The 25,120-nt window shown below is 41.5% G+C and carries 20 protein-coding genes; 8 read left to right on the top strand and 12 right to left on the bottom strand.

Annotated elements, in window-relative coordinates; genetic code table 11:
* Window positions 1–3: 3 nt before the first annotated feature.
* A complete protein-coding gene (locus PCIT_RS06780; protein ID WP_040697647.1) occupies window positions 4–726 on the top strand; it encodes an AzlC family ABC transporter permease in 723 nt (240 codons plus the stop codon).
* The gene (locus PCIT_RS06775; RefSeq protein ID WP_010363580.1) at window positions 723–1,025 is read left to right on the top strand and encodes an AzlD domain-containing protein; all 303 of its coding nucleotides are present in this window, start codon (window positions 723–725) and stop codon (window positions 1,023–1,025) included. The genes PCIT_RS06780 and PCIT_RS06775 overlap by 4 nt, the downstream gene beginning before the upstream one ends.
* 62 nt (window positions 1,026–1,087) lie before the next feature.
* Here the strand turns inward: PCIT_RS06775 and phaC are convergent, their stop codons facing one another.
* The 5 genes from phaC to PCIT_RS06750 form a co-directional block, all read right to left on the bottom strand.
* The gene (gene phaC, locus PCIT_RS06770) at window positions 1,088–2,857 is read right to left on the bottom strand and encodes a class I poly(R)-hydroxyalkanoic acid synthase (protein WP_010363581.1); all 1,770 of its coding nucleotides are present in this window, start codon (window positions 2,855–2,857) and stop codon (window positions 1,088–1,090) included.
* A 165-nt stretch (window positions 2,858–3,022) separates the two neighbouring features.
* Window positions 3,023–3,373 (bottom strand): phasin family protein, encoded by a 351-nt coding sequence (locus PCIT_RS06765; protein WP_010363582.1) that lies wholly within the window; start codon window positions 3,371–3,373, stop codon window positions 3,023–3,025.
* Window positions 3,374–3,453: 80 nt separating this feature from the next.
* On the bottom strand, window positions 3,454–4,203 hold the full coding sequence (locus PCIT_RS06760; RefSeq protein ID WP_010363583.1) for an SDR family oxidoreductase: 750 nt from the start codon (window positions 4,201–4,203) through the stop codon (window positions 3,454–3,456).
* A gap of 297 nt (window positions 4,204–4,500) precedes the next feature.
* Complete coding sequence (locus PCIT_RS06755; RefSeq protein ID WP_010363584.1) at window positions 4,501–5,469, bottom strand: LNS2 domain-containing protein; 969 nt, start codon at window positions 5,467–5,469, stop codon at window positions 4,501–4,503.
* Between the two features lie 154 nt (window positions 5,470–5,623).
* Window positions 5,624–7,408 carry an ABC transporter transmembrane domain-containing protein gene (locus tag PCIT_RS06750; RefSeq protein ID WP_010363585.1) on the bottom strand — a complete coding sequence of 595 codons (1,785 nt, stop codon included), beginning with the start codon at window positions 7,406–7,408 and terminating at the stop codon, window positions 5,624–5,626.
* Window positions 7,409–7,885: 477 nt separating this feature from the next.
* Between PCIT_RS06750 and PCIT_RS06745 the strand changes: the two genes are divergently transcribed.
* The gene (locus PCIT_RS06745; protein WP_010363586.1) at window positions 7,886–9,883 is read left to right on the top strand and encodes a S8 family serine peptidase; all 1,998 of its coding nucleotides are present in this window, start codon (window positions 7,886–7,888) and stop codon (window positions 9,881–9,883) included.
* Between the two features lie 91 nt (window positions 9,884–9,974).
* Here the strand turns inward: PCIT_RS06745 and PCIT_RS06740 are convergent, their stop codons facing one another.
* From PCIT_RS06740 to PCIT_RS06730, 3 genes are all read right to left on the bottom strand, one after another.
* Window positions 9,975–11,240 (bottom strand): Xaa-Pro dipeptidase, encoded by a 1,266-nt coding sequence (locus PCIT_RS06740; RefSeq protein WP_010363587.1) that lies wholly within the window; start codon window positions 11,238–11,240, stop codon window positions 9,975–9,977.
* An 88-nt stretch (window positions 11,241–11,328) separates the two neighbouring features.
* A complete protein-coding gene (locus tag PCIT_RS06735; protein ID WP_010363588.1) occupies window positions 11,329–11,928 on the bottom strand; it encodes a lysophospholipid acyltransferase family protein in 600 nt (199 codons plus the stop codon).
* Window positions 11,929–11,976: 48 nt separating this feature from the next.
* Window positions 11,977–12,228 (bottom strand): helix-turn-helix domain-containing protein, encoded by a 252-nt coding sequence (locus PCIT_RS06730; protein WP_010363590.1) that lies wholly within the window; start codon window positions 12,226–12,228, stop codon window positions 11,977–11,979.
* Window positions 12,229–12,488: 260 nt separating this feature from the next.
* Between PCIT_RS06730 and PCIT_RS06725 the strand changes: the two genes are divergently transcribed.
* Window positions 12,489–13,202: an XRE family transcriptional regulator gene (locus PCIT_RS06725; RefSeq protein WP_010363592.1), complete on the top strand. Its 714-nt coding sequence runs from the start codon at window positions 12,489–12,491 to the stop codon at window positions 13,200–13,202.
* A 61-nt stretch (window positions 13,203–13,263) separates the two neighbouring features.
* Window positions 13,264–13,590, top strand: a complete 327-nt coding sequence (locus tag PCIT_RS06720) for an HIT family protein (protein WP_010363594.1) — start codon at window positions 13,264–13,266, stop codon at window positions 13,588–13,590.
* Here the strand turns inward: PCIT_RS06720 and PCIT_RS06715 are convergent.
* A complete protein-coding gene (locus PCIT_RS06715; protein ID WP_157592842.1) occupies window positions 13,569–15,512 on the bottom strand; it encodes a tetratricopeptide repeat-containing diguanylate cyclase in 1,944 nt (647 codons plus the stop codon). The two genes, PCIT_RS06720 and PCIT_RS06715, sit on opposite strands and share 22 nt — an antisense overlap.
* A 186-nt stretch (window positions 15,513–15,698) precedes the next feature.
* Here PCIT_RS06715 and PCIT_RS06710 point away from each other — a divergent pair, with 186 nt between their 5' ends.
* The gene (locus tag PCIT_RS06710) at window positions 15,699–17,021 is read left to right on the top strand and encodes a M20 metallopeptidase family protein (RefSeq protein WP_010363597.1); all 1,323 of its coding nucleotides are present in this window, start codon (window positions 15,699–15,701) and stop codon (window positions 17,019–17,021) included.
* Between the two features lie 63 nt (window positions 17,022–17,084).
* Here the strand turns inward: PCIT_RS06710 and rluA are convergent, their stop codons facing one another.
* Window positions 17,085–17,738: a bifunctional tRNA pseudouridine(32) synthase/23S rRNA pseudouridine(746) synthase RluA gene (rluA, locus tag PCIT_RS06705; protein WP_010363598.1), complete on the bottom strand. Its 654-nt coding sequence runs from the start codon at window positions 17,736–17,738 to the stop codon at window positions 17,085–17,087.
* A gap of 93 nt (window positions 17,739–17,831) precedes the next feature.
* Window positions 17,832–18,962, bottom strand: a complete 1,131-nt coding sequence (locus PCIT_RS06700; protein ID WP_010363599.1) for a LamG-like jellyroll fold domain-containing protein — start codon at window positions 18,960–18,962, stop codon at window positions 17,832–17,834.
* 322 nt (window positions 18,963–19,284) lie between these two features.
* Here PCIT_RS06700 and PCIT_RS06695 point away from each other — a divergent pair, with 322 nt between their 5' ends.
* Window positions 19,285–20,322, top strand: coding sequence for a hypothetical protein (locus PCIT_RS06695; protein WP_010363600.1), 1,038 nt, complete (start codon window positions 19,285–19,287; stop codon window positions 20,320–20,322).
* A 121-nt stretch (window positions 20,323–20,443) separates the two neighbouring features.
* Here PCIT_RS06695 and rapA read toward each other — a convergent pair whose 3' ends face one another.
* Window positions 20,444–23,338 carry an RNA polymerase-associated protein RapA gene (gene rapA / locus PCIT_RS06690; protein WP_010363601.1) on the bottom strand — a complete coding sequence of 965 codons (2,895 nt, stop codon included), beginning with the start codon at window positions 23,336–23,338 and terminating at the stop codon, window positions 20,444–20,446.
* A 279-nt stretch (window positions 23,339–23,617) separates the two neighbouring features.
* Between rapA and PCIT_RS06685 the strand changes: the two genes are divergently transcribed.
* Window positions 23,618–25,024: a PhoH family protein gene (locus tag PCIT_RS06685; RefSeq protein ID WP_010363602.1), complete on the top strand. Its 1,407-nt coding sequence runs from the start codon at window positions 23,618–23,620 to the stop codon at window positions 25,022–25,024.
* Window positions 25,025–25,120 lie beyond the last annotated feature (96 nt).

Raw genomic sequence — 25,120 nt, 5'->3', positions numbered from 1 at the left:
ATAATGCAAAGTTCAGAAAGTAATAATAAATATGTTTCGCTCATGCGTGGTGCTTTGGCTGTTTTCCCTTTGGCACTGGCTGTGGTGCCTTGGGGTATACTTGCCGGTTCATATGCTATTGAGGTTGGTTTAACATGGTTACAAGCACAAGCGATGTCAGCCATTGTTTTTGCCGGTGCTGCACAGCTCGCTGCATTGGGCATGTTGGCATCTGGTATTGGCGTTATGGGCATTTTACTGACCACCACTTTGATCACGTCTCGCCACTTGCTATATAGCTTATCGCTGCGTCCTTCACTACAGACTTTACCTACTCGGTGGCGGATCACTTTAGGGTTTCTACTCACCGATGAGATGTTTGCCATCGTTATGTCTGAGAAGTTTAAAAGCTTTCAGTCAAATCCATGGTTTGCGCTCGGAGCTGGTGGATGTTTTTACGTGTCATGGAACTTGGCAACTACGCTGGGTATTGTGCTTGGTACATCAATGCCCGAATTACATAGTGTCGGGTTAGATTTTGCCATTGTTGCGACATTTATCGCGTTGATTGTGCCGAGTATTAAAACGTTTCCTGTATTAGTCTGTGTCGGTGTTGCAGCCTACAGTGCAACTGTGTTTGCACTTGTACAGTGGCAGGCTGGGTTGTTGTTATCGTCAGGACTGGGGATGTTAGCAGGGTATGTGGCTGAATGTGTGTATAAAAATGATGGGAAGGTGGTGTTATGAGCTGGGCTGTTTTATTCGCTATGGCAGCGATTATTTTTATAAGTCGTTATGTGTTTTTAGAGCCTAGGCTCCCCGTGGTACTGGGTCCGAGGTTACAGCGGTTGCTAACATACTCTGCGCCTGCGGTATTAAGTGCCATTGTTGCGCCCTTAATATTTATTGATGGCGAGCAATTATATCTAGGAGTGCAGAATCGTTATTTTATTGGCGCAATGGCCGCATGTTTGCTCATTGTGGTGACTCGTAATACCTTAATTACGGTGCTGATAAGTATGGGGCTATTTTTCTTTGTGTTATAAATCATATTAAGAATATAAAAAAGGTGAGCTACTACGCGAAAAGTAGCACCTCACCTTTTGGGCTAAAGTTTTACTTTGACGTACTCACCGGGGGCATCATAAATACCGGGGGCATCTTCTGTATGAGTGGCCCGCGCAGGGACTTTTTCATTATTGTGGCTTGTTACCCATTTTTGCCAATGTGTCCACCAAGACCCTTTACTGTGCTTGGCTTTGTCAAACCAATCTTGGGGTTCGCCTGTTGCGTCAGGGCCAAACCAGTAGCCATATTTATTGGCTTTTGGTGGATTAATAACGCCTGCGATATGACCAGACTCTCCTAATACAAAAGTGACATTCTTACTGGTCTGCTGAGCGCCTTTAAATGTGCCTTGCCAAAGCGCAATATGATCGTCTCTTGTGGAGAGCATATAAATGGGTTGTTTAATTTTGCTTAAGTCGATTTTAGTACCACGAATACTGACCTGTTTTTCACAAATAAGCTTATTTTCTAAGTACAACTCGCGAAGCATAAAGTTGTGGCTTTTGGCTGTTAAGTTGGTGCTGTCGCTGTTCCAATACAATAGATCCATACTCATTGGCGCTTTGCCTTTGAGATAATTATTAACGTAATAATTCCAATACAGGCTGTTTTCGCGCAGCATACTAAATGAGGTACCGAGCATATGCCCGTGCATAATGCCATTTTGCGTGTTATATGCCTCCAGTGCGCTAACGGTAGGCTCGTTAACAAAGACGCCTAATTCGCCAGGTTGTGAAAAATCAAGCAGGGTAGTCAGTAATGTCGCACTTTTGATCCGTTGTTTCATGCGCTTTGAAACAAAATAAGCCATGGCTGTTGCTAACAGTGTCCCCCCAATACAGTAACCAATTGCATTGATGTCACTCTCACCGGTGTGTTTTTCTATGGCATCAACCGCGGCAATTACCCCATCTACGACATAATCCTCAAAACCAATATCTTTCATACTGATATCTGGGTTTTTCCATGACATCATGAATACGGTGTGGCCTTGGTCAACGGCCCATTTTACCATCGAATTACTGCTTTGTAGGTCCAGAATGTAGTACTTATTTACAAATGGTGGAACGAATAATAAAGGAGCTTGATACACCTCATCACTGCTGGCGTTATATTGAATGAGCTCAAATAAATGGTTTTGAAATACCACACGTCCAGGGGTTGTGGCTAGATCAGAGCCCAATTCAAAGGCATTTTCATCGGTCATGCTGATCCTCAGCATGTCGCCGCCTTTTTCTAAATCTTTTTTGAAGAGCTCAAAACCATCAACGAGGTTTTGGCCATTAGAGTCGAGCGTCAGCTTCAATAGTTCTGGGTTGGTCGAAATGAAGTTAGAAGGTGACAAAGAGTTAACGGTTTGGCGTGCAAAGAACTCCAAGCGCTCTTTGAGTTTGTCATCTAGCCCCGGTGTTTCTCTTATTGAGCTTAAGAGCGACTGACCAAATAGTAAGTAGCTTTGCTTTATATAATTAAACCACGGGTTTTCTTGCCACTCATCGGCTTTGAAGCGGCGATCTCCACGCTCTTCGGCGACAGTATCCGTGGGCGCTTCCCCTTGAATTGGCGCGAAGGTTTGTTGAATAATTTGTAGTTGGTTTTGCCACCAATCTAGTTGGTTTTGTTGCATTGCTTCTGGTTTTTGTATTATGGCATCGAGCCACGCACTAAAATCACGGTTACTTTGTTCAGAAAGTGCTTTTTGCACTGGGTTATCGTTAAATAACGAATTATTGAATGCAGTGTACATGTCTTGGTTGTATTGCCACCATGCATTCAGAGTTTGGTTTAGATCTTTATCTTGAGTATCCATTACGTTCGTCCTAATGGCATTGGTTAATTTCAATAACAACGAGGAGTAGGTGCGTTTTTGCGCGAGGTGTTTAACAGCACCTGAGCACAAGGTTTTCCTTAACGCACCTCAAGTTGTCGAATAATTACATGATGTAATTATTCGGTGTAACGATTCGACAGGCTATTAAGCTGGTGTTTGAGCCGCTTGAAGGTTCTCTTTCGTTAACTCTTCAAGGTTGTCTTTGAAGTCTTGACCTAGCTGAGATAACTTTTGGCCATCTTCAATCATTTGTTGGCTGATGTTGTTTAATACATTTACTTGACTTGCATTAAAATCAACCAAAGATTTAGCGTCTTTTACATCTGCTGCCGCTTTTACTTGTGCAACTGACGTATTTGAAAAGTTTTGTACTGCATTTACTTGAATGCTAGCAAGTTGCTCGATGTTTTGTGCAACCAGTTGGTTGAACTTTAGTACAGGCGATAGGAACTTTTCGTTTTGTTCTGAAAATGTTTTAAGTAGATCTGTGTACATGATTGCTGGTCCTTTTAACGTTTATTAATTGATACTGCATGTGTTATCCGTGATGAGTCATTGCATGACCCAACTTAGATTTAGTTCATGTATAAACCGCCGTTAAGTGCGAGTGTTTCACCTGTAATGTAAGCTGCTTGCTCAGATGCCAAATATACAACAGCATGAGCAACCTCATCGGGTGAAGCTAGGCGTTGCATTGGAACTTGAGCTTTAATGTTGTCTAGTACATCTTGGCGCATAGCGGCAACCATAGGTGTTTCGGTATAACCTGGTGCAATGACGTTGACAGTTACGCCTGCTCTTGCCCCTTCATAGGCTAATGACTTAGTAAACCCGACCATGCCCGCTTTTGCGGCAGCGTAATTTGCTTGACCGAATTGACCCTTTTGACCATTGACGCTAGAGATATTAATGATCCGACCATATTTGTTGTTACACATATGTGCAAAAAGTGGTTGTGTCATATTAAACAATGAATTGAGATTAGTATTTATTACTTCATTCCATTGTGTGGATGACATCTTTTTAAAGGAGGTATCGCGGGTGATCCCTGCGTTATTAACCAGTACATCGATTCGACCGTGCTCAACAATTGTTTCAGTGAGTTGTGCTTCACAGTCTTGTACATTGGTCACATCTAAAAAAAGAGGTTTAACCTGATTAGGGTTGATCTGAGTTTGATTTAACCAAGCATCATAATCAGCTTGTGTGCGGCGTTCGCTTGCAACGGCAATGATAAAGTAATTAGCATTAGCTAACTGTTTAGCGATGGCCGTGCCAATCCCTCCGAAAGCACCTGTGACAATCGCTGTTTGTTGGTTTTCCATAATGATACTCCGTATCTGTTGTAGCAAATTAACTGCAAACCTTCGCTACGTTTTCTAACTCGCTAGGTACGACATTAGAAAGGTTTAAAGTGATACCGTATTGTTGATGTTGAACATGACGCTCAAGTAACAAAATGGTTTCATTTTTAATACACGTAGCTTTAACTGCCTATAAACCTAATGCAAACTAGAGAAAATGCTGCATTTCGCAAATTTATGGTCAGCATAAATGTTAATTATTTGTAACCCTTGTTTTTTGAATAAAAAGTCTAGGGCTGGGCTTTTCTCCTGAATTTTCTATTCACATTGTGCAGGTTGAAAGTTATCGACTTGTTCGGTGATATGCGCTCGATAGCTATTACCGTGAATGGCTGTGGTACCAAAGTGACCCGCATTCTCGCCAATTGTAAAGCTATCTGAGGGGGTTAATCCTGCGTTTATAAAGGCCTGTGCATCGGTTTTCGCATTGCCATAGGCTCTGACAATATTGAGTCCTTTTGCTTTAAGTTGATTGATTTGTGCTGTTTTATATTCGGCCGTGCGAAATAAACTGGTTTCGTTGCTCAGTGATGTACGTAAATACCCTTGAGGTAAACTCATCCAAGACAGCCAACTTCTGGTGCCTTTAGCGTACCAGTATACGCGAGCTGTTAGGTAAACAGGTTGATAGCCTAAATCGAGATAGCGACGTACTAACGTGTATGCGGCTTCTTTTGGTTCTGCGCGTTTAATACCCGTATAATCGCCAATTTGCTCAGCGTCAGATTCTGTGAGCGTACCATCAATATCAAATAATACGGCTGGAGTGTTGGGGTCAATGACAGTGATAAACCCTTTTGTGCCCGACCCGTCGGCAGGCACTGCTGCGTATAGTTGATATTGGCCAGCTGTAAGAGGAGGAAGCGACACACTGGCCTTACCATCACTATTTGTTAGCGCTTGTGTTATGAATTGCCAGTTTAAATCGTGCTCACCACGTAAGTAAAAATTGACGGCTTCAAACTCCAAATCTTTATGTGCAAGACTGCCATAATCAAACTTGGCTGTGGCTGTAAATGGTTGGCCCGCAGGCGCGATTTCATCGTGGATCATATGATAATTAGGCAACCAGGTAATAAAGCGGTTGAGTGTATTTTTATAAGGGGCTCGTTCAAAGCTAGGTGGCGCAATCGGTTGTTCCATAATTTCAGGCTGTGGGCACTTAGGTAACGCATTAACTGACATTGTGCTAAAAATTAGTGCAGTAAAAAGGCATGCTCTTTTCATTATTCTTCCTTTAATTTGATGATTAATTAAGCTTAGAATAAATACTTTATGTTGCAATAATGTTTAATTTTGCGTTTTTAGTTTAAAATGGGGTTGGTGGATGTGTGGAGTAACGACTGCTTGATATAAGCAGTCGTTAACTCAGAGAGGCTCACTAAGCAGGGTTAAACTGAAGCTTAACTAAGCGTTGATATAGTTCACAGCTTTGCATTAAATGATCATGGCTTCCTATTTCAATGAGTTGTCCTGAATCGAGTACAGCAATTCTGTCTGCGTGTTGGATAGTCGATAAGCGGTGGGCGATAATAATGGTCGTACGATTATGCATCAGTGTTTCAAGTGCTTGTTGTACATGATATTCACTTTCGCTATCTAAGGCGCTGGTTGCTTCATCGAGTAATAAAATATGGGGGTCTTTTAAGATTGCGCGGGCAATTGCGATACGTTGCTTTTGACCACCAGAGAGCCTCACACCACGCTCACCTAAAAAGCTGTTATAGCCATCAGGTAATGCCATGATGAATTCATGAGCATGGGCTTTTTTGGCAGCTTCAATAACTTGCTCATCACTTGCTTGTTCGTTACCGTAGCGAATATTGTGCATTACGTTGCTGCTAAATAGTGTTGGTTGTTGTGGCACGATGGCCATCTGCTGGCGTAAATCTTGTACGCAGAGATCTCGAATATCGACGTTGTCTAAGAGAATTTGACCTGACTGAGGGTCATAAAAACGTTGTAATAGTTCAAAAAGGGTACTTTTTCCCGCACCTGAAGGCCCGACAAGGGCTAAGACTTTTCCTTGTTCTATGGTTAGGCTTAATGAGTCCGCTGCGGCTTGGTTTGGTCTTGATGGATAATGAAAGTTTACATTTTTCATCATTATTTGGGCTGCAAGTGTTCCTGCCTTCACGGGTGTCGCATTGGGGGATTGTATTAGGCTACTCGCTTGCAATATTTCGATTAAACGTTCGGTCGCGCCAGCTGCGCGTTGTAATTCACCAATTACCTCGGAAATTGTGGCCAATGATGACGCGACCAAAATGGCATAGAAAACGAACGCGCCCAAATCTCCCCCGCTCATATGTCCAGAGATGACGTCGCTACCGCCAACCCAAAGCATACCGGTAATGGCACCAAATACGATAATGATTACACCCGCAATCAATGTGGCTCGTTGTTGTATCCGACGACGACCGATTGTAAAGGCTTGTTCTACCTCAGCTTGAAACGATTGCATCTCTTGGGCTTCTTGTGTGTAGCTTTGTACTGTTTTTATGTGCTCAATCGCCTCACCTGCATAACTACCTACATCAGACATGGAGTCTTGGCTTTTTCGCGACAGTGCGCGTACTTTTCTGCCATAGACTAAAATTGGAATTAATATAAATGGCACGGCACATAGTACGATAAGGGTAAGCTTTATATTGGTTGCAAAGAGCATAAAGAGTGCACCAATCAGCATCAAGGCACTGCGGATCGCCATCGATAATGAAGAGCCAATAATACTTTGTAATAGCGTGGTATCAGTGGTGAGTCGCGACATAATATCGCCACTTTTTGTGGTTTCAAAAAAGCTTGGGTGGAGCGAAATAACATGGTTAAACACGGCTAATCGAATATCAGCGCTAACCCGCTCACCTATCCAAGATACTAAATAGAATCGTGCATAAGTGCCGATAGAGATCAGCACCGTAATGAGTAATATGAATTGGACGGCATGCTTTAGCTGCTCTATTGATTGTTGGGCAAAGCCTTGGTCTATTAATAACCTGACACCTTGACCAATTGAAAGGGTTAACCCCGCGGTGATTATGAGTGCGGCGGCAGCCATAATTGCTCGACCTAAATATGGACGCACGAAGTGTGTCAATTCAAGTAAGATTGACAGCTTTTTACGGCTTTGGTTGGTATCTGTTGTTTTGCTTTTGTCAGTATGCACGTTAATTTCCCAAATGTTGTAAGGGGGATCTGATAACCGAGATTAGGGTTAAACTTGGTGAATATGGAACATATTCCTAGATAGCCTACGTTGTTTTAAGCCTGTTTTATATTGCTGCCAAGGCGACCCGTTTGTGTTTACTGTAACATTATATATTTGCCGCCAAACAGCTTCCTGATAAAAATAAAGTTTCATAGTTAAATTAATTATTTATCAGTCTTGAAGTTATTGGAAAAGTCGTAGGCAGAGCGGGGCTATTCATAAGCATTTTTATGCAAAATTTTATAGTAATGTTTAAATAATTAGTCATCAAGGTTAAATATTTATTGCATGTGTGATTTTAATGCGGTAGCTTGTACCGAAATCGACAGCTCATATTTGGGGACAAAAGAAGAGTTGTAGAATAAGAATAAAAGGACCACCTCCTGCACAGCGGACGCGCCATAACAATAATAATTCGCACGAAGGATGTTCAAAATGAGCAACAAATTTAAATTAAACACATTGGCTTTGTCATTAATCGCAGCAAGCAGTGTGTCAGGCCTCGCCCACGCAGAGCAAACATACATTGTTAAAATGAACAATGGTATTCAAGCTCAAACTCAACAAGTTAATACACAAGCCCAGCATGCAATCAATGATGTGATGAGCCAGAATATTGTTGATACCTTAGTATCAAATGTAGCTGAGCAAGTCGTTACGATGACATTAACGAAAGAGCAAGTTGCTTTAATGAATGCATCTGGCCAGTTTGCTTACATTGAAGAAGATTTTGAATACACGCCATTTTCAACATCACAAACTAGCCCGTATGGTATCGCTCAGGTACAAGCTAACTTGGTCTCAGATACAAATGTTGATCAAATTAAAGTATGTATTATTGATTCTGGCTATGACTTAGGCCACCCAGATTTACCTCAAAATGCTACCGGTTTTGCTGATGCGGCTGTTGGCTTATGGTACAAGGATGGCTCAGGGCACGGTACTCACGTTGCAGGTTCAATTGCTGCAATTAACAATAGCGTGGGTGTTGTCGGTGTATTACCAAGTGATAAAGTAGGCATTCACTCTGTTCGTGTATTTGATGATGAAGGCAAGCAAGGTCTAAATTCTCGTATTGGTCGTGCAGTAGACAACTGTGTTGAAAATGGCGCAAAAGTTATCAATATGAGTTTAGGTGGAGCGTCAAAAAGCCAATATTTAGAAGGCCGTTTAAATGCAGCTTACGATAAAGGTGTTTTGATCATAGCAGCTGCTGGTAATGGCGGTGACGCAACGCTTAGCTATCCGGCAAGTTATGACAGCGTTGTATCAGTCGCAAATATTGATAAAGACCGCAATAAAAATGTTTCATCTCAATACAATGCACAAGTTGAAATATCAGGCCCAGGTACTGATGTATTGTCAACAGTACCAAGAGGAACGGGTGTTGTTGCAGGTGTGACGGTATCCGGTGGTTCAGCATTTAGTGCCAGTGGTATGACACACTCAGTAGAAGGCAAATTAACCGCTGAACTTGCGGATTGTGGTCAAGCACTTACAACGTGTACAGCCCCTGCAAAAATTTGTTTAATTGAACGTGGTGGTGCGACTTTCGCAAGTAAAGCGTTGAATTGTCAAGCTGGTGGCGGTATTGCTGCATTAGTATATAACAACGCTGCGGGTTCTTTTGGTGGTACTTTGGGTGATAATGCGAACCATGGAGTAACCATTCCTGTTCTGGCTTTAACTCAAGCTACGGGTAACAGCTTGAAGCCATATTTATCACAGCAGGTAACTGCGCAACTTGAAAGCATTTCAGATTACGACGTTAAGTCGGGTACATCTATGGCAAGTCCGCACGTTGCAGGTGTTGCTGCATTGGTTTGGAGTAATCATACACAATGTACTAACGTAGAAATTCGTAACGCTTTAAATGCAACAGCGGTTGATTTAGGCACTGCAGGGCGCAACCATCAGTTTGGTTATGGCTTAGTGCAAGCGAAAGCAGCGACAGATTATTTAACGCAAAATGGTTGTGCTGGATCTGCACAAAATCAAGCGCCCATTGCGCAATTTGATACGCAATGTACAGCACTGAGCTGTTCATTCGATGCTAGTAGCAGCCGTGATACTGATGGTCAAATCACACAGTTTGACTGGAATATTGCAGGTCAAGTTGCGACTGGTTCGACAACATCATACACATTTGCCCAAGCTGGTACTTATGCGATTGAACTAACGGTTACTGATAATGAAGGGGCTGTAGCAAGCTTTAATAAATCAATCACGGTTGCTGATGGTGGTGTAGTGGCAGGTTGTGATGGGATTGAAGCATGGTCAGCGAGTAAAACGTACAGCAAAACGGGTACGTTAGTGTCATACAATGGCAAAAAGTATAGTAATAACTGGTGGCACAGTAACAAAAACCCAGAACAGAACTCAAATGTTGGTAACAACTGGAAGGTTTGGACTGACTTGGGTGTCTGTAAATAACCACAAATGTTCAAACAATGTTAATTGTTTATAAGTGATAAAAGCGCCGCTATGGAAACATAGAGGCGCTTTTTTATTTGTATTTAATTTGTTATTTTTTAAAGATAACCCCTTCTTTCATCACAAAGCTGACATTCTCAAGCGTACTTATATTCTTTATGGGATTGTCATCGACCGCAATGATATCAGCCATAAAGCCGGCTTTGATTTGCCCTACATTATCTAGTTTGAGCAAAGCGGCACTATTGATGGTCGACGATTGAATCGCTTGTAAAGGCGTCATACCAAACTTAACCATCCGAGAAAACTGCTTTGCGTTATCACCGTGTGGGTAAATTGCGGCATCTGAGCCAAATACCATTTTAACCCCTGCATTCACCGCTTTTCTGAAGCTGTCTCGCTGTGCTTTTGAAACCAGCTTTTCTTTATTTATATTTTCTTGCGGTACGCCATTTGCTTCGCCAAAGGCTAATGTATATTCGGTATTGTAGATGTCACACGATAAAAAAGTACCGTGTTTAAGAGCCAATTGAATGGCTTCTTTATCCATAAAGCTACAGTGTTCAATGCTATCAATGCCAGCACGGATCGCAGCCTTAATGCCACTTGTACCATGTGCGTGCGCGGCAATGACAAGTCCTCTTAGATGTGCTTCATCAGCCGCTGCTTTTAGTTCTTGCTCACTAAATTGCTGTACGCCTACTTTGGTACCTTTTGAGAATACGCCGCCTGTTGCACAGATTTTAATGGTATTAGCACCATATTTTATATTTTCTCGCACCTTTGCACGCACAGCCCACGGCCCATCTGCAACCCCAGCTGAGCGTGATTTTTTCTCTGGTGCACTGAAATTATCATCACAATGTCCGCCAGTAATCGAGATAGAGTGCCCTGCGCTAAATATCCTTGGCCCTGGTATTTCATTGGCATTAATACCATCACGCGTTGCAATGACACTATACCCCGATGCGCCTAAGTTACGCACAGTGGTAAAACCAGCGAGTAAGGTTGTTTTAGCGTTTTTAACTGCTTTAACTGTTTGACGTGGGATAGAGTAATTACGTGATGCTAAAAAATTATCCGCTGCATCAGAGGTAAGGTGTACATGCATATCCATTAAGCCGGGTACCAACACTTTATTTGGCAGGTTTACGGTGATAGCGCCTTTTGGTGGGCGTAATTGACCTTGAGTTGAAATTCTGACTATTTTTTGGTTTTCGATTAATAAAATCGGATTTTCGACGAGTTTGCCATTTTTAACATCGAGGTATGCTTTGGCTGATAGCAGAGTCGTTTGGGCGTTTGCTGTTGAGATGCCAGCGAGTGCTAGGCTGAATAACGTGTATTTGAGCTTCATTGGGTATTATTCTTATTTCGTTATTTAAGAACTTAAGTATAGAAGAAGTCAAAAGTACTAGCCAAAGGGTACAAGGTGAATAACAGAATTAGTCGGATACTTGGGATGGGTATTTAGCTGCATTTTTAGGAAATTGTTTTTTTACGCGTGTTAGCTCATAGTCGATGTTGTTATTTACGGTCAATACAGGCAGTACGAAAAATGTTTTTGAGCGATAGTCTAACAACATAGGAACAACCGGAACATTGGCGGCGTTGGCCATATGCAAAAAGCCAGTTTTCCAGTGCGGGGCGTATTTACGTGTGCCTTCTGGGGCTATCCCTAATACTAAAGCGTCTTGCTGATTAAATTGCTGGGTGATCTGCTCAACAACACCATGGGCAGCTCTTCTATCAATGGCAATACCTCCCATCTTCTTTAATAGGTAACCAAAAGGGCCTACAAAAATACTATGCTTTCCTAAAAACTTTACTCTGAGACCGAGTTTCAGCTTCACGGCAATGGCAATAACAAAGTCCCAGTTCGATGTATGAGGCGCAACAGCGGCTATGAACTTTGCCTCGTTCGGAAACGCGCCTTTAATACGCCAGCCCAATACTTTAAGTATCGTTGAGCCGAGAAAGCGACCTATAGGACTATGTGTTCTCGGTATTGTTTTGGGGATGTGCTGTTCAGTTAAGTTTGGCATGTAGTGGCGCTCTTTTATTTGCACTGTATCATAATTGCTTCATTTAGACTAAGAGTTAGGTTTTTTCATTCCGATAATAATATTAGTAATATCAAGTAAGTAGACATCCTCGACTAATCCAACAACATCATTCCAACGTGGGTTAAACTCATTATTTTCCCAGCGGCGAAGGGTACGCTCTTCAATGCCATAGTTTGCTGCTGACTCAGCTTGCGTATATCCGCGACTTTTACGTGCAAACTTTAAGATATCTGAACCTCTCGGTGTTCTGTTAATTCTAGCTGGTATGTTTTTTTGCATAATTCATAATCTCCTTCATTTATTACGCATTAATGTATTTATAGTATGAAAAGTGCTATAAATAGGTGTATAATGCAGGATTAAATACGCAGGTGTTGTTTTTAAAGACCACTTAAACTGTGTCTTGCTGCGTATTTTTTTGAATTATAGATCCAAAAATTACGCACTGCAAATGTTATTTGTAACTTTTTGTGCCATTTTATTTTTTACATTCAGAAAATTGTATGTATTACCTTAAATTTTGATAAGGCTTTATCTATATGTCTGAAAATAGTTATAGCGATGAACACCAGCGTGCGTCATTCGCCACGCGTGTTGAGCAAGCAATAAAACCCGATAGCATACGCACGTTTGCGTCAAAAATAGGTGTTTCTGAAGGAACTCTGCGTAGAATATTGAAGGGGGAAGATCCTAAGCTCAGTATTATCGAACGAATAGCACAAGAGTCGAAGACAGACTTTTTGTGGTTGGTTAAAGGGGAGGAGAACCAGCCTGATGATAATTCAACTTCACCATTGCTGAGTCAACGTGTTGTGAGTGTGGACGAATTTCAAGAAAAGTTTGTGTTAGTTCCGGGGTATCATATTTCAGTAAGTACTGGTTATGGCGCATTTAATGATGCTGCGTTGGTTGAACGTCATCTGGCTTTTAGAAAAAAGTGGATTGACTATAAAAACCTCGATAAAAGCCAGTTAGCGGTTGTGTTTGCCAAAGGTGACTCAATGGAGCCAACCATTCATAACAACAATACTATCTTAGTGGATTTGTCCGATAAAAAGCTGAGTGAAGGGTTGATCTATGTTGTTCGATTAGGAGAAGAGCTTTATGCAAAACGCTTGCAGCAATATATCGATGGCTCGGTGCGCCTTATAAGTGATAACAAAGAATACGTAGAACAGCATGTGCAAGCACATGAACTTGATCAGCTTGAGATTATTGGTAAAGTGGTTTGGATTGGTAAAGATTTAGCCTAGTGTGGTTATTCATAGGCTAATATAGGGTTAATTTATCATATTCGCTAAGGGAGTGAATAACATGGATGATTTTTATTGTGAGCAGGTATTAAGTAAAAAAACGGATGTGAATATCGTTGCTGAAACAGCCGATGCTATGGCCTTTCATCATACTAAACCATTTTGGCCTGTGCATATTGTGGTTATTCCTAAAGTCCATGTTCCTTCATTGACCTCTTTAGCTGATTACGATGTGACGATTGTTCACAAGGTACTGGCACTGGTGACTCAAGTTGCTAAACAGATAGAAACTGAACACGGCGCGTGCCGAGTACTCACTAATTTAGGTAATTATCAGGATTCAAAGCACCTGCATTTTCATGTGAATTATGGAGACCCCTTGGCGTGATGTGAAGAGGCTGAAATAGATATTGTACAGTTACGCCCTTGCTTTTTGGCTTGATATAATCCGTCATCGAGTTGTTTATATACGGTAGCGAAGTCATGGTGTTCATTATGGTGACATGTGTAGTATGCAAAACTTGCTGAGACAGCTATCTGTTTACCATCTGTCAGTTTGACGGGGGCGTCTACTAGGCTTAACCTGGCAGTTTCAATGATCTCGTATGCTTGTTTTTGATGGATATTTGGTACAAATAAAACAAATTCTTCTCCCCCTATTCGTGCTATGAAATGGGGCGATTTAATCGCCTTTGCAATTGAATTGCAACAGTGAATTAATGTCTGATCACCTGCTGGGTGGCCAAACGTATCATTTATTTTTTTAAAGTGATCCAAATCAAATAGTGCAATGATATGCGTATAGTCAGCTTTTGATGAGGTGGTGTACTTAGAGAGCCTTTTATACATCGCAGCTCGGTTAAGTGTACCTGTTAGGGTGTCATGTTCGGCGAGGTAGCGTTGTTTGTTGCGTGAACGCCAAATCAAAAGTGTGACGAATATCACAAAAATGATTGTTAACCATAAACGATATTGATTGTATTGGAGCTCTTGGATTTTATGTTGTTGTTTTAGGTTACTTTGTTCAAGACGGGTGGTGTTTAATTCATGCTCAGTCAGCTTTAATTCTCTTTGAATTGTCAGTAGAGCATTTTGGTTTTGTGCTTGCGTATGTTGTTGCGATAATGATAGATACCGTTTTTGAAAGGTATACGCTTGCTCAAACTGAGCTAGCGCTTCGTGTATATTTATAATCACCATAAGGGCACCAAGTTGATGAACGGTATCATTGCTTTGCTCTATTAATTCAAGTGACGATAACGCAGCGTCTAATGCCCAGTCATACTGATGTAGTTGCAAATGACTTTTTGCGAGCGTAATTTTTGTATCGAAGTATAGTTCGGTATATTGTTCTAAATTTAGGGTTTGAATAGTCTGTGACAATAAAGCTAAAGATTGGGTAGGTTGATCATTGGCTAAGTAAAGTTTTGCTAATTGAATACTACTATTTCCAGTCCCATAGTCATCATTGAGCGAACTAAATAACTGCTGAGCGTTGAGTAAATATGGCTTTGCGAGAGAAAGCGCTTGGTTTTTTCTGTGCGCAATACCTAAGTTTAATGACGTGAGAGCTATACGGTACTTATCTTCTTGCTCTACACGTATTTTTAAAGCGTTAGTAAAGTAGTTAATAGACTCATTGTATTGACTCATTTCCATTAAGGTTAAGCCGATATTATTAAATGTTGCGGCTTGGCTTGATTGAGTAGGCTGAGTATCTAAAATTTTTTGGTACAAAAATAAGGCCTGGTCGTAATGACCATAATGGCTGGCAACGAGGGCGGATAAGTTTAGCTGTACTTTTGAATCGAGTATGGGGTCGGTAACTTGTGTGCTGAGGGTGTTCATTTGGGTGGTTAAAGACTCAAGTGACTGATAATTTCCCTGCTTGATATTAAGCCAAATTATTTTTCTTAACAGTAATAAACTGAGCTCGGGGTATTGTGACTCGTTAACTTGCGTTTGAATGTTAATTAAGCTGGTGCGGCTTTGTTGGTGGTTACCTTGTCGTGCTAACTTCTCTGCGTTTAATATCTGTTGTTCGATGCGTGCAAGTGGATGCGTTGTATCCACTTCGATTGTGAGGGGGCGCTTTAATTTTTGCGCAAGTTTATTGGCTATGGTACTTAAATAGATGCGCTCGACGCCGGCTGGCATTGTCTTATGTGCTTGTAATAAAGTGTTTAGGGTAGCTTGTGGCGACTCTAAGTGTGTGATTTCGTAATCAATAAACCACTGTGGTACGGCAGTTTGACCACGGTGAGGAACGATGGCCAGCAAAAGCAGACTTAAAGAATATAGTAATTTCATAAACCCAGACACATATTGATTCAACGCTTGAGCGCTTCCTTGTGCCACCAAAGCCGATATTTTAGCATATTGTTTTAGTTAAATAAGTCATCCTATTTAATAAATTGAGGCTTTTGTTTTTAATTGTTATTGCTGATACAAGGTGAAGTTGCTACTTTGGATGTATCTCTAATAACGATAATTAAAATGATGAAAAGATTTTCTTCTTACTTACTCTTGCTACTTACCAGCCATGTAAGTGCTAACTCACTAGATTTATCACAGTCAGTTGCAAAACAGCTCCCTAACTTGGAGTCCTTATATTTACATCTACATCAAAATCCTGAGTTATCATATCAAGAGCAGCAAACAGGAAAACGATTAGCTGAAGAACTTAAGGCGTTAGATTTTACCGTAACTGATAAAGTGGGGGGGTTTGGTGTTGTGGGGATTTTTAAAAATGGAGCTGGGCCGACGGTTATGATCCGAGCTGATACCGATGGGCTGCCAATAATAGAGCAAACGGGTAAACCTTATGCGTCCACAGTGAGAACACTTGATGCTAACAATAACAAAGTGGGCGTGATGCATGGGTGTGGCCATGATATTCATATGACTAGTTTTATCGGCACAGCGCAACAGTTGGTGCAGCATAAATCCCATTGGCAGGGCACATTAATGATGGTAGCACAACCAGCTGAAGAAGTGGGTGGCGGTGCTAAGGCCATGATTAAAGAAGGACTATTTGATAAGTTTGCTCAACCTGATCACGTACTTGGCTTACATGTAAGCGCATCACTTCCCGCTGGAAAAGTTGCCATAGCGCCAGGGTATGCGTTGGCAAATGTTGATTCTGTAGATATTACGGTGAAAGGCAAGGGCGGACATGGTGCATACCCACACACCACAATTGACCCAGTAGTTGTTGCTGCACGTATTGTTTTAGCGTTACAAACCATTACCAGTAGAGAGGTTTCCCCTTTAGAGCCATCAGTGATCACGGTAGGGTCGATCCATGGCGGTTCAAAACATAATATTATCTCGAATGAGGTTAAACTCCAGCTGACATTACGGTCCTATAACCCCAAAGTACGAGCACAACAAATAGCGACAATTAAGCGTATGACGAAAGGCATCGCGATAAGTGCGGGCTTGCCAGAGGCTTTAGCGCCAGACGTATTTGTGCATGAAGATGAAACGATCCCATCGACATATAATAACCCAAAGTTGGCAATTGCTATGACAGAAAGTATCAAACAAGAGTTGGGTGCTGATAATGTTGTTAAGGCTGAACCTGTAATGGCAGGAGAAGACTTTGGTATGTATGGTCGAACAGAGCACAAGCTGCCGATAACGATTTTTTGGCTTGGTGGAGTTGAGCCAAAACACTATAAAGAAAGCGTTGCGAAAGGGCTGACATTACCTTCGTTACATTCTAGTAAATTTGCACCAGACTATCCTCTAGCTATTACCACGGGTGTGCGGGCGATGACATCAAGTGCGCTGGATTTGTTTAATAGCACGCATTAATTTATAGACGAAATATTGAGGCATTTAGTATGACTTTAGTGCCTCAATACCGATGAATTTAGCTTAAAATGGTACTGGGGCTTCAAATGTCATGAGTTGCTCTGTATTAGGGTGGCTGATCTGGAGCATTTCGGCATGCAGTTGGAGGCGATCAGCTGCTGCCAATGCTTGGCCTTTTGCGTAGAGGCGATCACCTAGAATGGCATGGCCAAGCGACAACATATGGACGCGCAGCTGATGGGAGCGACCAGTGATCGGAGTAAGCTTTACGCGGGTAGAGGAGCCTTCATGTTCTAGTACTTGATAGTGAGTTAGTGAGGGCTTGCCGGTATCATGGCATACCATTTGTTTTGGTCTGTTAGGCCAATCGCAAATGAGCGGTAAATCTATAGAGCCGGTTAGTTGTGGTACATGACCGTCAACACGTGCAATATAATGTTTATTGGTAAGGCGGTCTTGGAATTGAATACTCAAAAATCGGTGCGCTTCTTTGCTCATAGCTAAGCATAGGACGCCAGATGTGGCCATATCAAGCCTATGCACAATACGCGCAGTTGGAAATACCTTATTAACGCGTGAAATTACACAGTCGGCGTGTTTAGGGTCTTTGCCCGGTACTGTCAATAACTCACTGGGCTTATTGATAACCAGCATAAAGTCATCTTGATATAATATGTCTAAATATGGGTCGCACGGCGGCGCGTAGTTTAAAAGCACTGAATCACCCTAGGTCATCTGAAGCGCGTTATTTTAACGGGCTTTTAAAAGATCATAAAGAGTTAAATCTAGGAATATTAAAGCGGCGGCTCGTTATAGCATTATCCCGCCTTTTTTCGCAATGTTGTAACAGTGCTTTGAATTACCTGCTTGGAAGTGTGTTTGTATTGCTTCAGGTGCAAGTGCTTTGTGGTGTAATACTATCTCACCAATAGCACCTTGAAATAACCCGGATATATAAGATGAGCGACTGCCAATTCTTAATGGCATATCGTTGCTTAGTGAGCCTTGCCTATCGGTTGGATTATGACTATCAATGTGAACGCCATTAAGATAAAAGCGAATGCCATCCACAGCATCTCTGTCTATGGTTACTGCAACATGGTGCCACTGATTGTCAGCAACAAATGCTTTAGAGTCGTAAAAAGTGCAGGATGAGTCTGTCTTTTGGCAATACCAAGTACCTCCTCCGTCTGCAAGTTGCAAAGCGATATAGCCATCATCAATATAAAAGGCGTAGCCACGCACATCGCTGACTTGGTTTTCATATCGTTTGTCTATGATGACGTGTTGACCTAGTGCTGCTGTATGTATCCAGGTCGAGATAGAAAAGTCACCAAGTTCAACGTTAAATATATCGTGATCTGCAAGCTCTACATAATCATCAAACCCGTCAAGACAAAATGCGAGATCTTGTGTTTCTGTTGCTAGGTGCACACTATTTGCTGTGATTTTAGCAATATGTGTCGTATTTATGTTATTTGAGCTTAATGCAGAGAGTAAAATGATACCTAAAAAGGTACAAAACAGGCTAGCAATAGCAATTTTTATTTTTGTGTTTTCAAAATCAATGCATTGAATTAAATGCTTTTTTTTCCACTTTAAAGGGCTGTCAATATAGTAACCATGACCACGCCTATTCTTGATGTAGTTATATTTCTCAGGGTGCTCTAGCTGTTTACGCAATATACTTATTCGTTGTTTCACATTTTCATCAGCTGTGATCACTTTTCCCCAAACTAGGCTGAGTAACTCACGGGATGAAAGCGGTGTGGGGGATTTATTTATTAGACAAATCAATAGGTTGTATGATAGTTCTGAGAGGTTTAAATCTACACCGTCACGGAACACCTTTTGCTCTGTAAAGCAAACATATAAATCGTGTACCCAGACTCCGATATATTGCTGATGTGTTTTAGTCGCAGTTGATATTTGTTCACTCATGGGGTTTTTAGTTTTTTATCCGCATTAGTATAAGTTTACCCATTATGTAACTAAATTTACTATAGGACCTTGGTCGTTTTTATGAAGTTTGTAAAACTTTTACTTACTTTTACTCGCAGAGTTTCTAATTTTATGTCACATTTACCTTTAAATTAATTGATAAAGATATTCGGTCTTTTTATCTTATTTATTAATAAATATACAATTAAGAATGTATAGCGACAGCTGTATTTATCTGGATAATAAATACTTTACTGTGTTCATAAACGGAATTAGGGAGCAGTGTAGGCATCACCATAAGGTGGTGAAGCACGAATAATTAATGGAAATACTTAAATCACGTTCACGTAACCCTCAGCATATTAGTCATCAACATGACTTTTTGAATGTCACTAATCAAAAAAAATTGCGGGCATCATCACGTTTGCAAAATGCATTAGTACAGCTAAATAAGTATGCCATAAACTCAATCCATCAAGGTTTTTTCTTACGTTACTTAAACACTGACCTAAACCTTACGGAATGTGATCAGGGCATACATTATGCACTGGCAATGCATAATGTGGGTGTACCCTCAAAGCGAGAGCAGGTGAAAGCTTTGTGGTTTCAATTGCAGCATACTCGTCGTGCCCTTGATTGGGCAAGACAAAATCGTCATCCAGGCCAGTGGCCACATGGTGCAATTCGTCGGCTTGAATGGTTGTTAGGGGTTGATGATCTGCTCTGTGTAGAGCATGCTGATCAGTGGCCTATAGCAAAGCAAGAGCACGATTATGACATTTCCCCTAAGCGTTTAGATGAATGGTTTGATTATATTAACCGCTCACACAGCATTGAACGTATGTTAGTGGCATACGAACAGTTATGTCTGTTGCGCAGTTATGAGCAAGATGATGGTCGAGTAGCTGGCGTATTTTTAGAGGCGATGTTAAGTGATTTGCGCCCAGATAATGGTTATTGGTTAACTCCGTTGCTGATTCAACCTCATTATGAATCGGTTGAGCAATTTTCATCTTCGAGGTTGGAAGATGTGATGTCTGCATGGGAAAGTCGGTTCGAGAAGTTAGTCGATAAGCAGCGATATATTTATAATGCATTAAAGGCTTTCAATGCTGAATTTGACTTGGTGTTACAAACAAAGCCTATGCCTAAAGGCTGGCATGAATTAAAAATGATATTGTTGGCAAAGCCAGTGATCACGATGGAAATTGCTCACGTCCATCTAGCGGCATCGAGCTTTATGTTTGAATATGGGTTATTACAAGTAAAGCATATAAAGGGATTAAACAATATGACGGTTTTTGAATGCCCATCGGTGTTTGAACTTTGGGACAGGTGGGATAATATCGTTAAATTTTAGCTAAAGTGGTATGAATAATTTTATATGCCCCATTTTACATGAGTAATGTCAAAAAGCCCTGCAACTTGATTAAGTTGCAGGGCTTTTCAATGTGCTCTGAACGCGAAGTTAAAAGCCTATATTAGTGAGAGACAACAATTAAGCGAATAGCGTCCAGCTTTAATTGTGCTTTTTCAATGTAGGTACCTAATTCAGCTTTTTGCTTGGCAAACACATGGATTTCTTCATCACGAATATTTGGATTAATTGCTTTCAATGCTTCTAAACGCGTTTGTTCTTCAGTCATAGTTGACTGCATTTTGTTCATTGCGTTTTCAGTGAGCGAATCTAGCTGTACGTTAGCCAACTCGGTTGCTTGCGTTATAAGCGGGTGGATTGCGCTTTGTAAAGCATTTGCCAGTTTGCTTGCGGTTTGGCGGCCGACAGCAGAAAGTTGGCTATTGAACGCGTCGAACGCAACATTGTCAGCAAGGTTATTACCAGCTTTATCGAGTAATACGCGAACAGGAGTTGGTGGTAAAAAGCGGCCAACTTGCAATGCTTTTGGTGCTGATGCCTCTGCGATGTAGATAAGTTCCACGAAGAAGGTACCAGCAGGTAGCTTTTTATTTTTCAATAATGCCACCGATGCACACCCAAAATCATCATCACAGATCATATCCATTGCACCTTGAACCATTGGGTGATCCCAACTGATAAAGTGCGCATCTTCTTGTGATAAAGAGGTATCTCGGTCAAAGGTAACGGTGATGCCATCTTCTTTTAAGCAAGGAAAAGAAGGGTTAAGCATGTGTTCGGTTGGCTTTAAAATAATGGTGTTTTCACCCTTATCTTCTTGATTTACGCCAAATGTGTCGAAAACATTGATCATGTAGCCTGGCAATATTACACCATTGTCTAACTTTTCAATTTCAGCTACCAAAGACTCAGCTCGGCCTTGGCCACTTGAATGTAGCTCTAACAACCGGTCACGGCCTTGTTCCATCTGTGCACGTAATATTTGATTTTGCTTAGCTGCTTGCTCAAGTAGTGGATCCAGCTCTTCTTCATCACAATTATGCGCACCAATGAACTCAAGTAAATCTTCACTAAATTCTTTATAAAGCATTTGACCTGTTGTGCTCGTAGTTTCAAATGCGTCTAGACCTTCGTTATACCAGCGCAATAGTACTTCTTGAGCAGTATTTTCGAAGTATGGTACATGGATATTGACATCGTATTTTTGACCAATTCGATCTAATCGCCCGATCCGTTGCTCTAATAAATCTGGGTTTAGAGGTAAATCAAATAACACTAAGTGATGGGAAAACTGGAAATTTCTACCTTCTGAGCCGATTTCAGAACACAATAAAATTTGCGCTGAGTCGTACTCATCAGCGAAAAATGCAGCAGCACGGTCACGCTCAACGATAGACATACCTTCATGGAATACCGCTGCTTTAATGGCTTCACGTTCGCGTAGTGTCTGCTCAAGACTAATTGCCGTTTGCGCTTCAGCACAGATCAGCAACACTTTTTCATGTTTTAATGATTTTAACGTTTCAATTAACCAGTCAACACGCGGGTCAAATGCTGTCCAACCACTTCCTTCACCTTCAAACTCTTGGAAAATTTTCTCTGGAAATAAAGCTCTTAAAGCTGACTTTTCGGCACTTTGGATCCCGCCCATGTTACCAAGCACTGACATGGCTGTTTTATATTGCTTCGGAATTTCTACAGGGTAGCTATGGAGCTTTCGACCTGGGTATCCGTCGATGCCACTGCGGCTGTTACGAAATAAAATACGGCCTGTTCCATGCCTATCTAACAGCATAGATAAAATTTCTTGTTTCGCGTGTTCGTCACCCGATTGTGCACTAGCAAGCACAGTACTGATATCAGTTTCTTGTAGTAGGTTAATGAGCGTCGCTTTTGCTTGTTCATCCAGCGCACCGTCTTGTAGTAGCTGATTGGCAGCTTCTGCAACGTCTTTGTATTGGCTTTCTTCGTTAACAAATGCGTCGTAGTCGTAGAACCTATCTGGGTCGAGCAACTGCAATCGTGCAAAGTGGCTGCGGTGGCCTAGCTGATCAGGGGTGGCTGTCAGGAGAATTAACCCCGGAATATCTTGTGCCAGCTCTGCCATACGCGAATACTCAGTACTAGGCTTGTTGTTTTCTATTGTTAAATGGTGCGCTTCATCAATAACCAGTAAATCCCAATCAGCCAAAGTCGCTTGCTCAAACCAACGACGTTTCTTGGCGATAAACTCAAGGCTTACCAGTATAAGCTGTTCGGTTTCAAACACGTTTGGCGAATCTGCAAAGGCTTCGTCACAGCGCTCCTCATCAAATATTGAAAAACGTAAATTGAAGCGACGTAGCATTTCCACTAACCATTGATGCTGTAGGTTTTCTGGCACCACGATTAATACACGGTTAGCACGACCAGTTAAGATCTGTTGATGCAAAATCATGCCGGCTTCGATGGTTTTACCCAAACCCACTTCATCAGAGAGCAATACTCTAGGCGCAAAGCGTTTACCGACTTCGTCTGCGATATACAGCTGGTGTGGGATCAGACTTGCTCTTTGCCCAACAACGCCTTTTAAGTGGGACTGCTGGCGGGCAAACTGATGTTGCCAAGTCTGATAGCGCAGTGTGTAGCGATCAAATCGGTCCACCTGACCGGCAAATAGCCTGTCTTGTGGTTTATTAAATTTGATGAAATGGTCAAGAAAGGTTTCTTTTAATGTGGTTTTTTCTTCGGTGTCGAGACGAATACCGTGGTAACACAATAAATCGCCAACAGGCTCAACGGTTTCAACCTGCAGCTCCCATTCATCAGCACTACGAATAACATCACCGGGATTGAATACCACGCGTGTTACAGGGGCTTCTTGCATTGAGTAAACGCGGTTTTCTCCACTGGCGGGAAATAATATAGTCACTTGGCGGCCTTCTAATGCCACGATGGTGCCCAATCCTAAATCTGATTCAGTATCACTGATCCAGCGCTGACCTAAGGAAAAATTCATGTTCGTCTCGTTTAACCCGAAAAAAGGCGGCTATGTTACCCGTTCATTTAAGCTTGTTCAATCTTGTTTATTTAAAGCGAATGTGCCTATCTCGATTCTTGTTGTAGTTATTGTAAATTATTGAGATTTATTTGTATTAGGAACATTTATTTGCTTCGCTGCTGTCATAAAACGGACTTTTATGACAAATAGACTAAACTTGGACTATAGCCTGTATGTTTGATGATGCATCAGAGTATCGGCTATAGCATAAATATTTGCAAACGACAGGAATACGCTATGGGAAAAGATCAAGAACTCGACAGAAAAATGTACGTACTTGACACCAACGTACTACTTCACGAACCCCTCGCTTATCTTTCATTTCAAGAACATGATGTGGTTATTCCAATGACTGTACTTGAAGAGTTAGATCATATTAAAGACCGTAAGCGCGATGTAAGTCGCGATGCTAGAATCGCTATTCGTAGTTTAGATGGGGTATTAAAGGATGCGTCTCCTGAGGAGATGCTAGACGGTGTGCGTTTACCGAGTGTGCAATCAAGTAATGAGTCTGGGCCGCTATCACGAGGTAAATTGATTATTGTGAATGATCACCTATTTCCAGACAGTATTTCAGGTCTTCCTGGAAATGAGAATGATCACATAATTATCAATTGTGCAGTGAGGTTACAAAAACAACATACACAAAAAAAGGTGGTGCTAGTAACAAAAGACATTAACATGCGCCTTAAAGCGAAAGGGGCTGGGCTGCAATTCGTAGAGGATTATCGTACCGACCAACTTATTGACGATATTAAGTTACTGAGTTTGGGATATAAGAAATTTAGTGGTGACTTTTGGCAAAGTGTAGGAGATTGTACCTCTGAGCAGCAGGGTCGTTACACCTCTCACCATGTGCCAAAGAGTTTTTTACCAGATGTATTTTGTAACGAGTATTTAGTCGATGACAGTGAACATTTTGCTGCTCGGATCACGGGCTATGATGACGCTAATATAACGCTGAAAGATTTAGGTGTTGAGCGACTAATGCATCAGAATGCTTGGGGGGTGCAACCAAAAAATGTCTATCAAGGTATGGCAATGGATGCATTACTTGACCCAAATATAGAGTTGGTAATACTCACTGGGCCTGCTGGGTGTGGTAAAACACTATTAGCGTTAGCTAGTGCGCTTGAGATGATCATAGAGAAGGGGATTTACGATAAAGTCATTGTCACGCGAAATACTCCTGAAATAGCAGAAAGTATTGGCTTTTTACCTGGTACCGAAGAAGAGAAAATGGCTCCTTGGCTTGCCGCAATTACAGACACCTTAGAAGTACTGCACAAAAACGATGAAAGTCCGATTTCAAGTCGTAATTATATTATGGAAAAGGCCAATATTCAGTTTAAGTCAGTAAACTTTATGCGTGGGCGTAGTATTCAAAATGCGGTGGTGATTTTAGATGAAAGCCAAAACTTAACCGCATCACAATTAAAGACCATTATTACTCGTTGCGGAGAAGGCACTAAGCTGATCTGTACGGGAAATCTAGCGCAAATTGACAGTAATTATTTAACCCCCCTAACTTCAGGTTTGACGTATATTGTTGAGCGTTTCAAACACTTCGAAGGCAGTGCAACCATTAATTTAAATGGGGTTGTGCGTAGTCGTTTGGCGTCGTTTGCGGAAGAGAATTTGTAGTACAAGGGTACTAGGAAAGCCACTTTAGTCAGTGGCTTTTTATTTATTTTTTTGATATTGCTTCACAGATGAACGAATCTCTTGCTTATCATAGTG

The organism is Pseudoalteromonas citrea, assembly GCF_000238375.3.
GTDB lineage: Bacteria > Pseudomonadota > Gammaproteobacteria > Enterobacterales > Alteromonadaceae > Pseudoalteromonas > Pseudoalteromonas citrea.
This window is presented reverse-complemented; position numbering and strand designations above follow the sequence as displayed.

Coding starts and splice junctions, on each gene's coding strand:
- PCIT_RS06695 (WP_010363600.1), top strand. CDS start 19,285: ATGGAAATACTTAAATCACGTTCACGTAACCCTCAGCATATTAGTCAT.
- PCIT_RS06725 (WP_010363592.1), top strand. CDS start 12,489: ATGTCTGAAAATAGTTATAGCGATGAACACCAGCGTGCGTCATTCGCC.
- PCIT_RS06715 (WP_157592842.1), bottom strand. CDS start 15,512: ATGAAATTACTATATTCTTTAAGTCTGCTTTTGCTGGCCATCGTTCCT.
- PCIT_RS06755 (WP_010363584.1), bottom strand. CDS start 5,469: ATGAAAAGAGCATGCCTTTTTACTGCACTAATTTTTAGCACAATGTCA.
- PCIT_RS06710 (WP_010363597.1), top strand. CDS start 15,699: ATGATGAAAAGATTTTCTTCTTACTTACTCTTGCTACTTACCAGCCAT.
- PCIT_RS06730 (WP_010363590.1), bottom strand. CDS start 12,228: ATGCAAAAAAACATACCAGCTAGAATTAACAGAACACCGAGAGGTTCA.
- PCIT_RS06775 (WP_010363580.1), top strand. CDS start 723: ATGAGCTGGGCTGTTTTATTCGCTATGGCAGCGATTATTTTTATAAGT.
- phaC (WP_010363581.1), bottom strand. CDS start 2,857: ATGGATACTCAAGATAAAGATCTAAACCAAACTCTGAATGCATGGTGG.
- PCIT_RS06760 (WP_010363583.1), bottom strand. CDS start 4,203: ATGGAAAACCAACAAACAGCGATTGTCACAGGTGCTTTCGGAGGGATT.
- rapA (WP_010363601.1), bottom strand. CDS start 23,338: ATGAATTTTTCCTTAGGTCAGCGCTGGATCAGTGATACTGAATCAGAT.
- PCIT_RS06720 (WP_010363594.1), top strand. CDS start 13,264: ATGGATGATTTTTATTGTGAGCAGGTATTAAGTAAAAAAACGGATGTG.
- PCIT_RS06735 (WP_010363588.1), bottom strand. CDS start 11,928: ATGCCAAACTTAACTGAACAGCACATCCCCAAAACAATACCGAGAACA.
- PCIT_RS06780 (WP_040697647.1), top strand. CDS start 4: ATGCAAAGTTCAGAAAGTAATAATAAATATGTTTCGCTCATGCGTGGT.
- PCIT_RS06700 (WP_010363599.1), bottom strand. CDS start 18,962: ATGAGTGAACAAATATCAACTGCGACTAAAACACATCAGCAATATATC.
- PCIT_RS06740 (WP_010363587.1), bottom strand. CDS start 11,240: ATGAAGCTCAAATACACGTTATTCAGCCTAGCACTCGCTGGCATCTCA.
- PCIT_RS06765 (WP_010363582.1), bottom strand. CDS start 3,373: ATGTACACAGATCTACTTAAAACATTTTCAGAACAAAACGAAAAGTTC.
- PCIT_RS06745 (WP_010363586.1), top strand. CDS start 7,886: ATGAGCAACAAATTTAAATTAAACACATTGGCTTTGTCATTAATCGCA.
- PCIT_RS06685 (WP_010363602.1), top strand. CDS start 23,618: ATGGGAAAAGATCAAGAACTCGACAGAAAAATGTACGTACTTGACACC.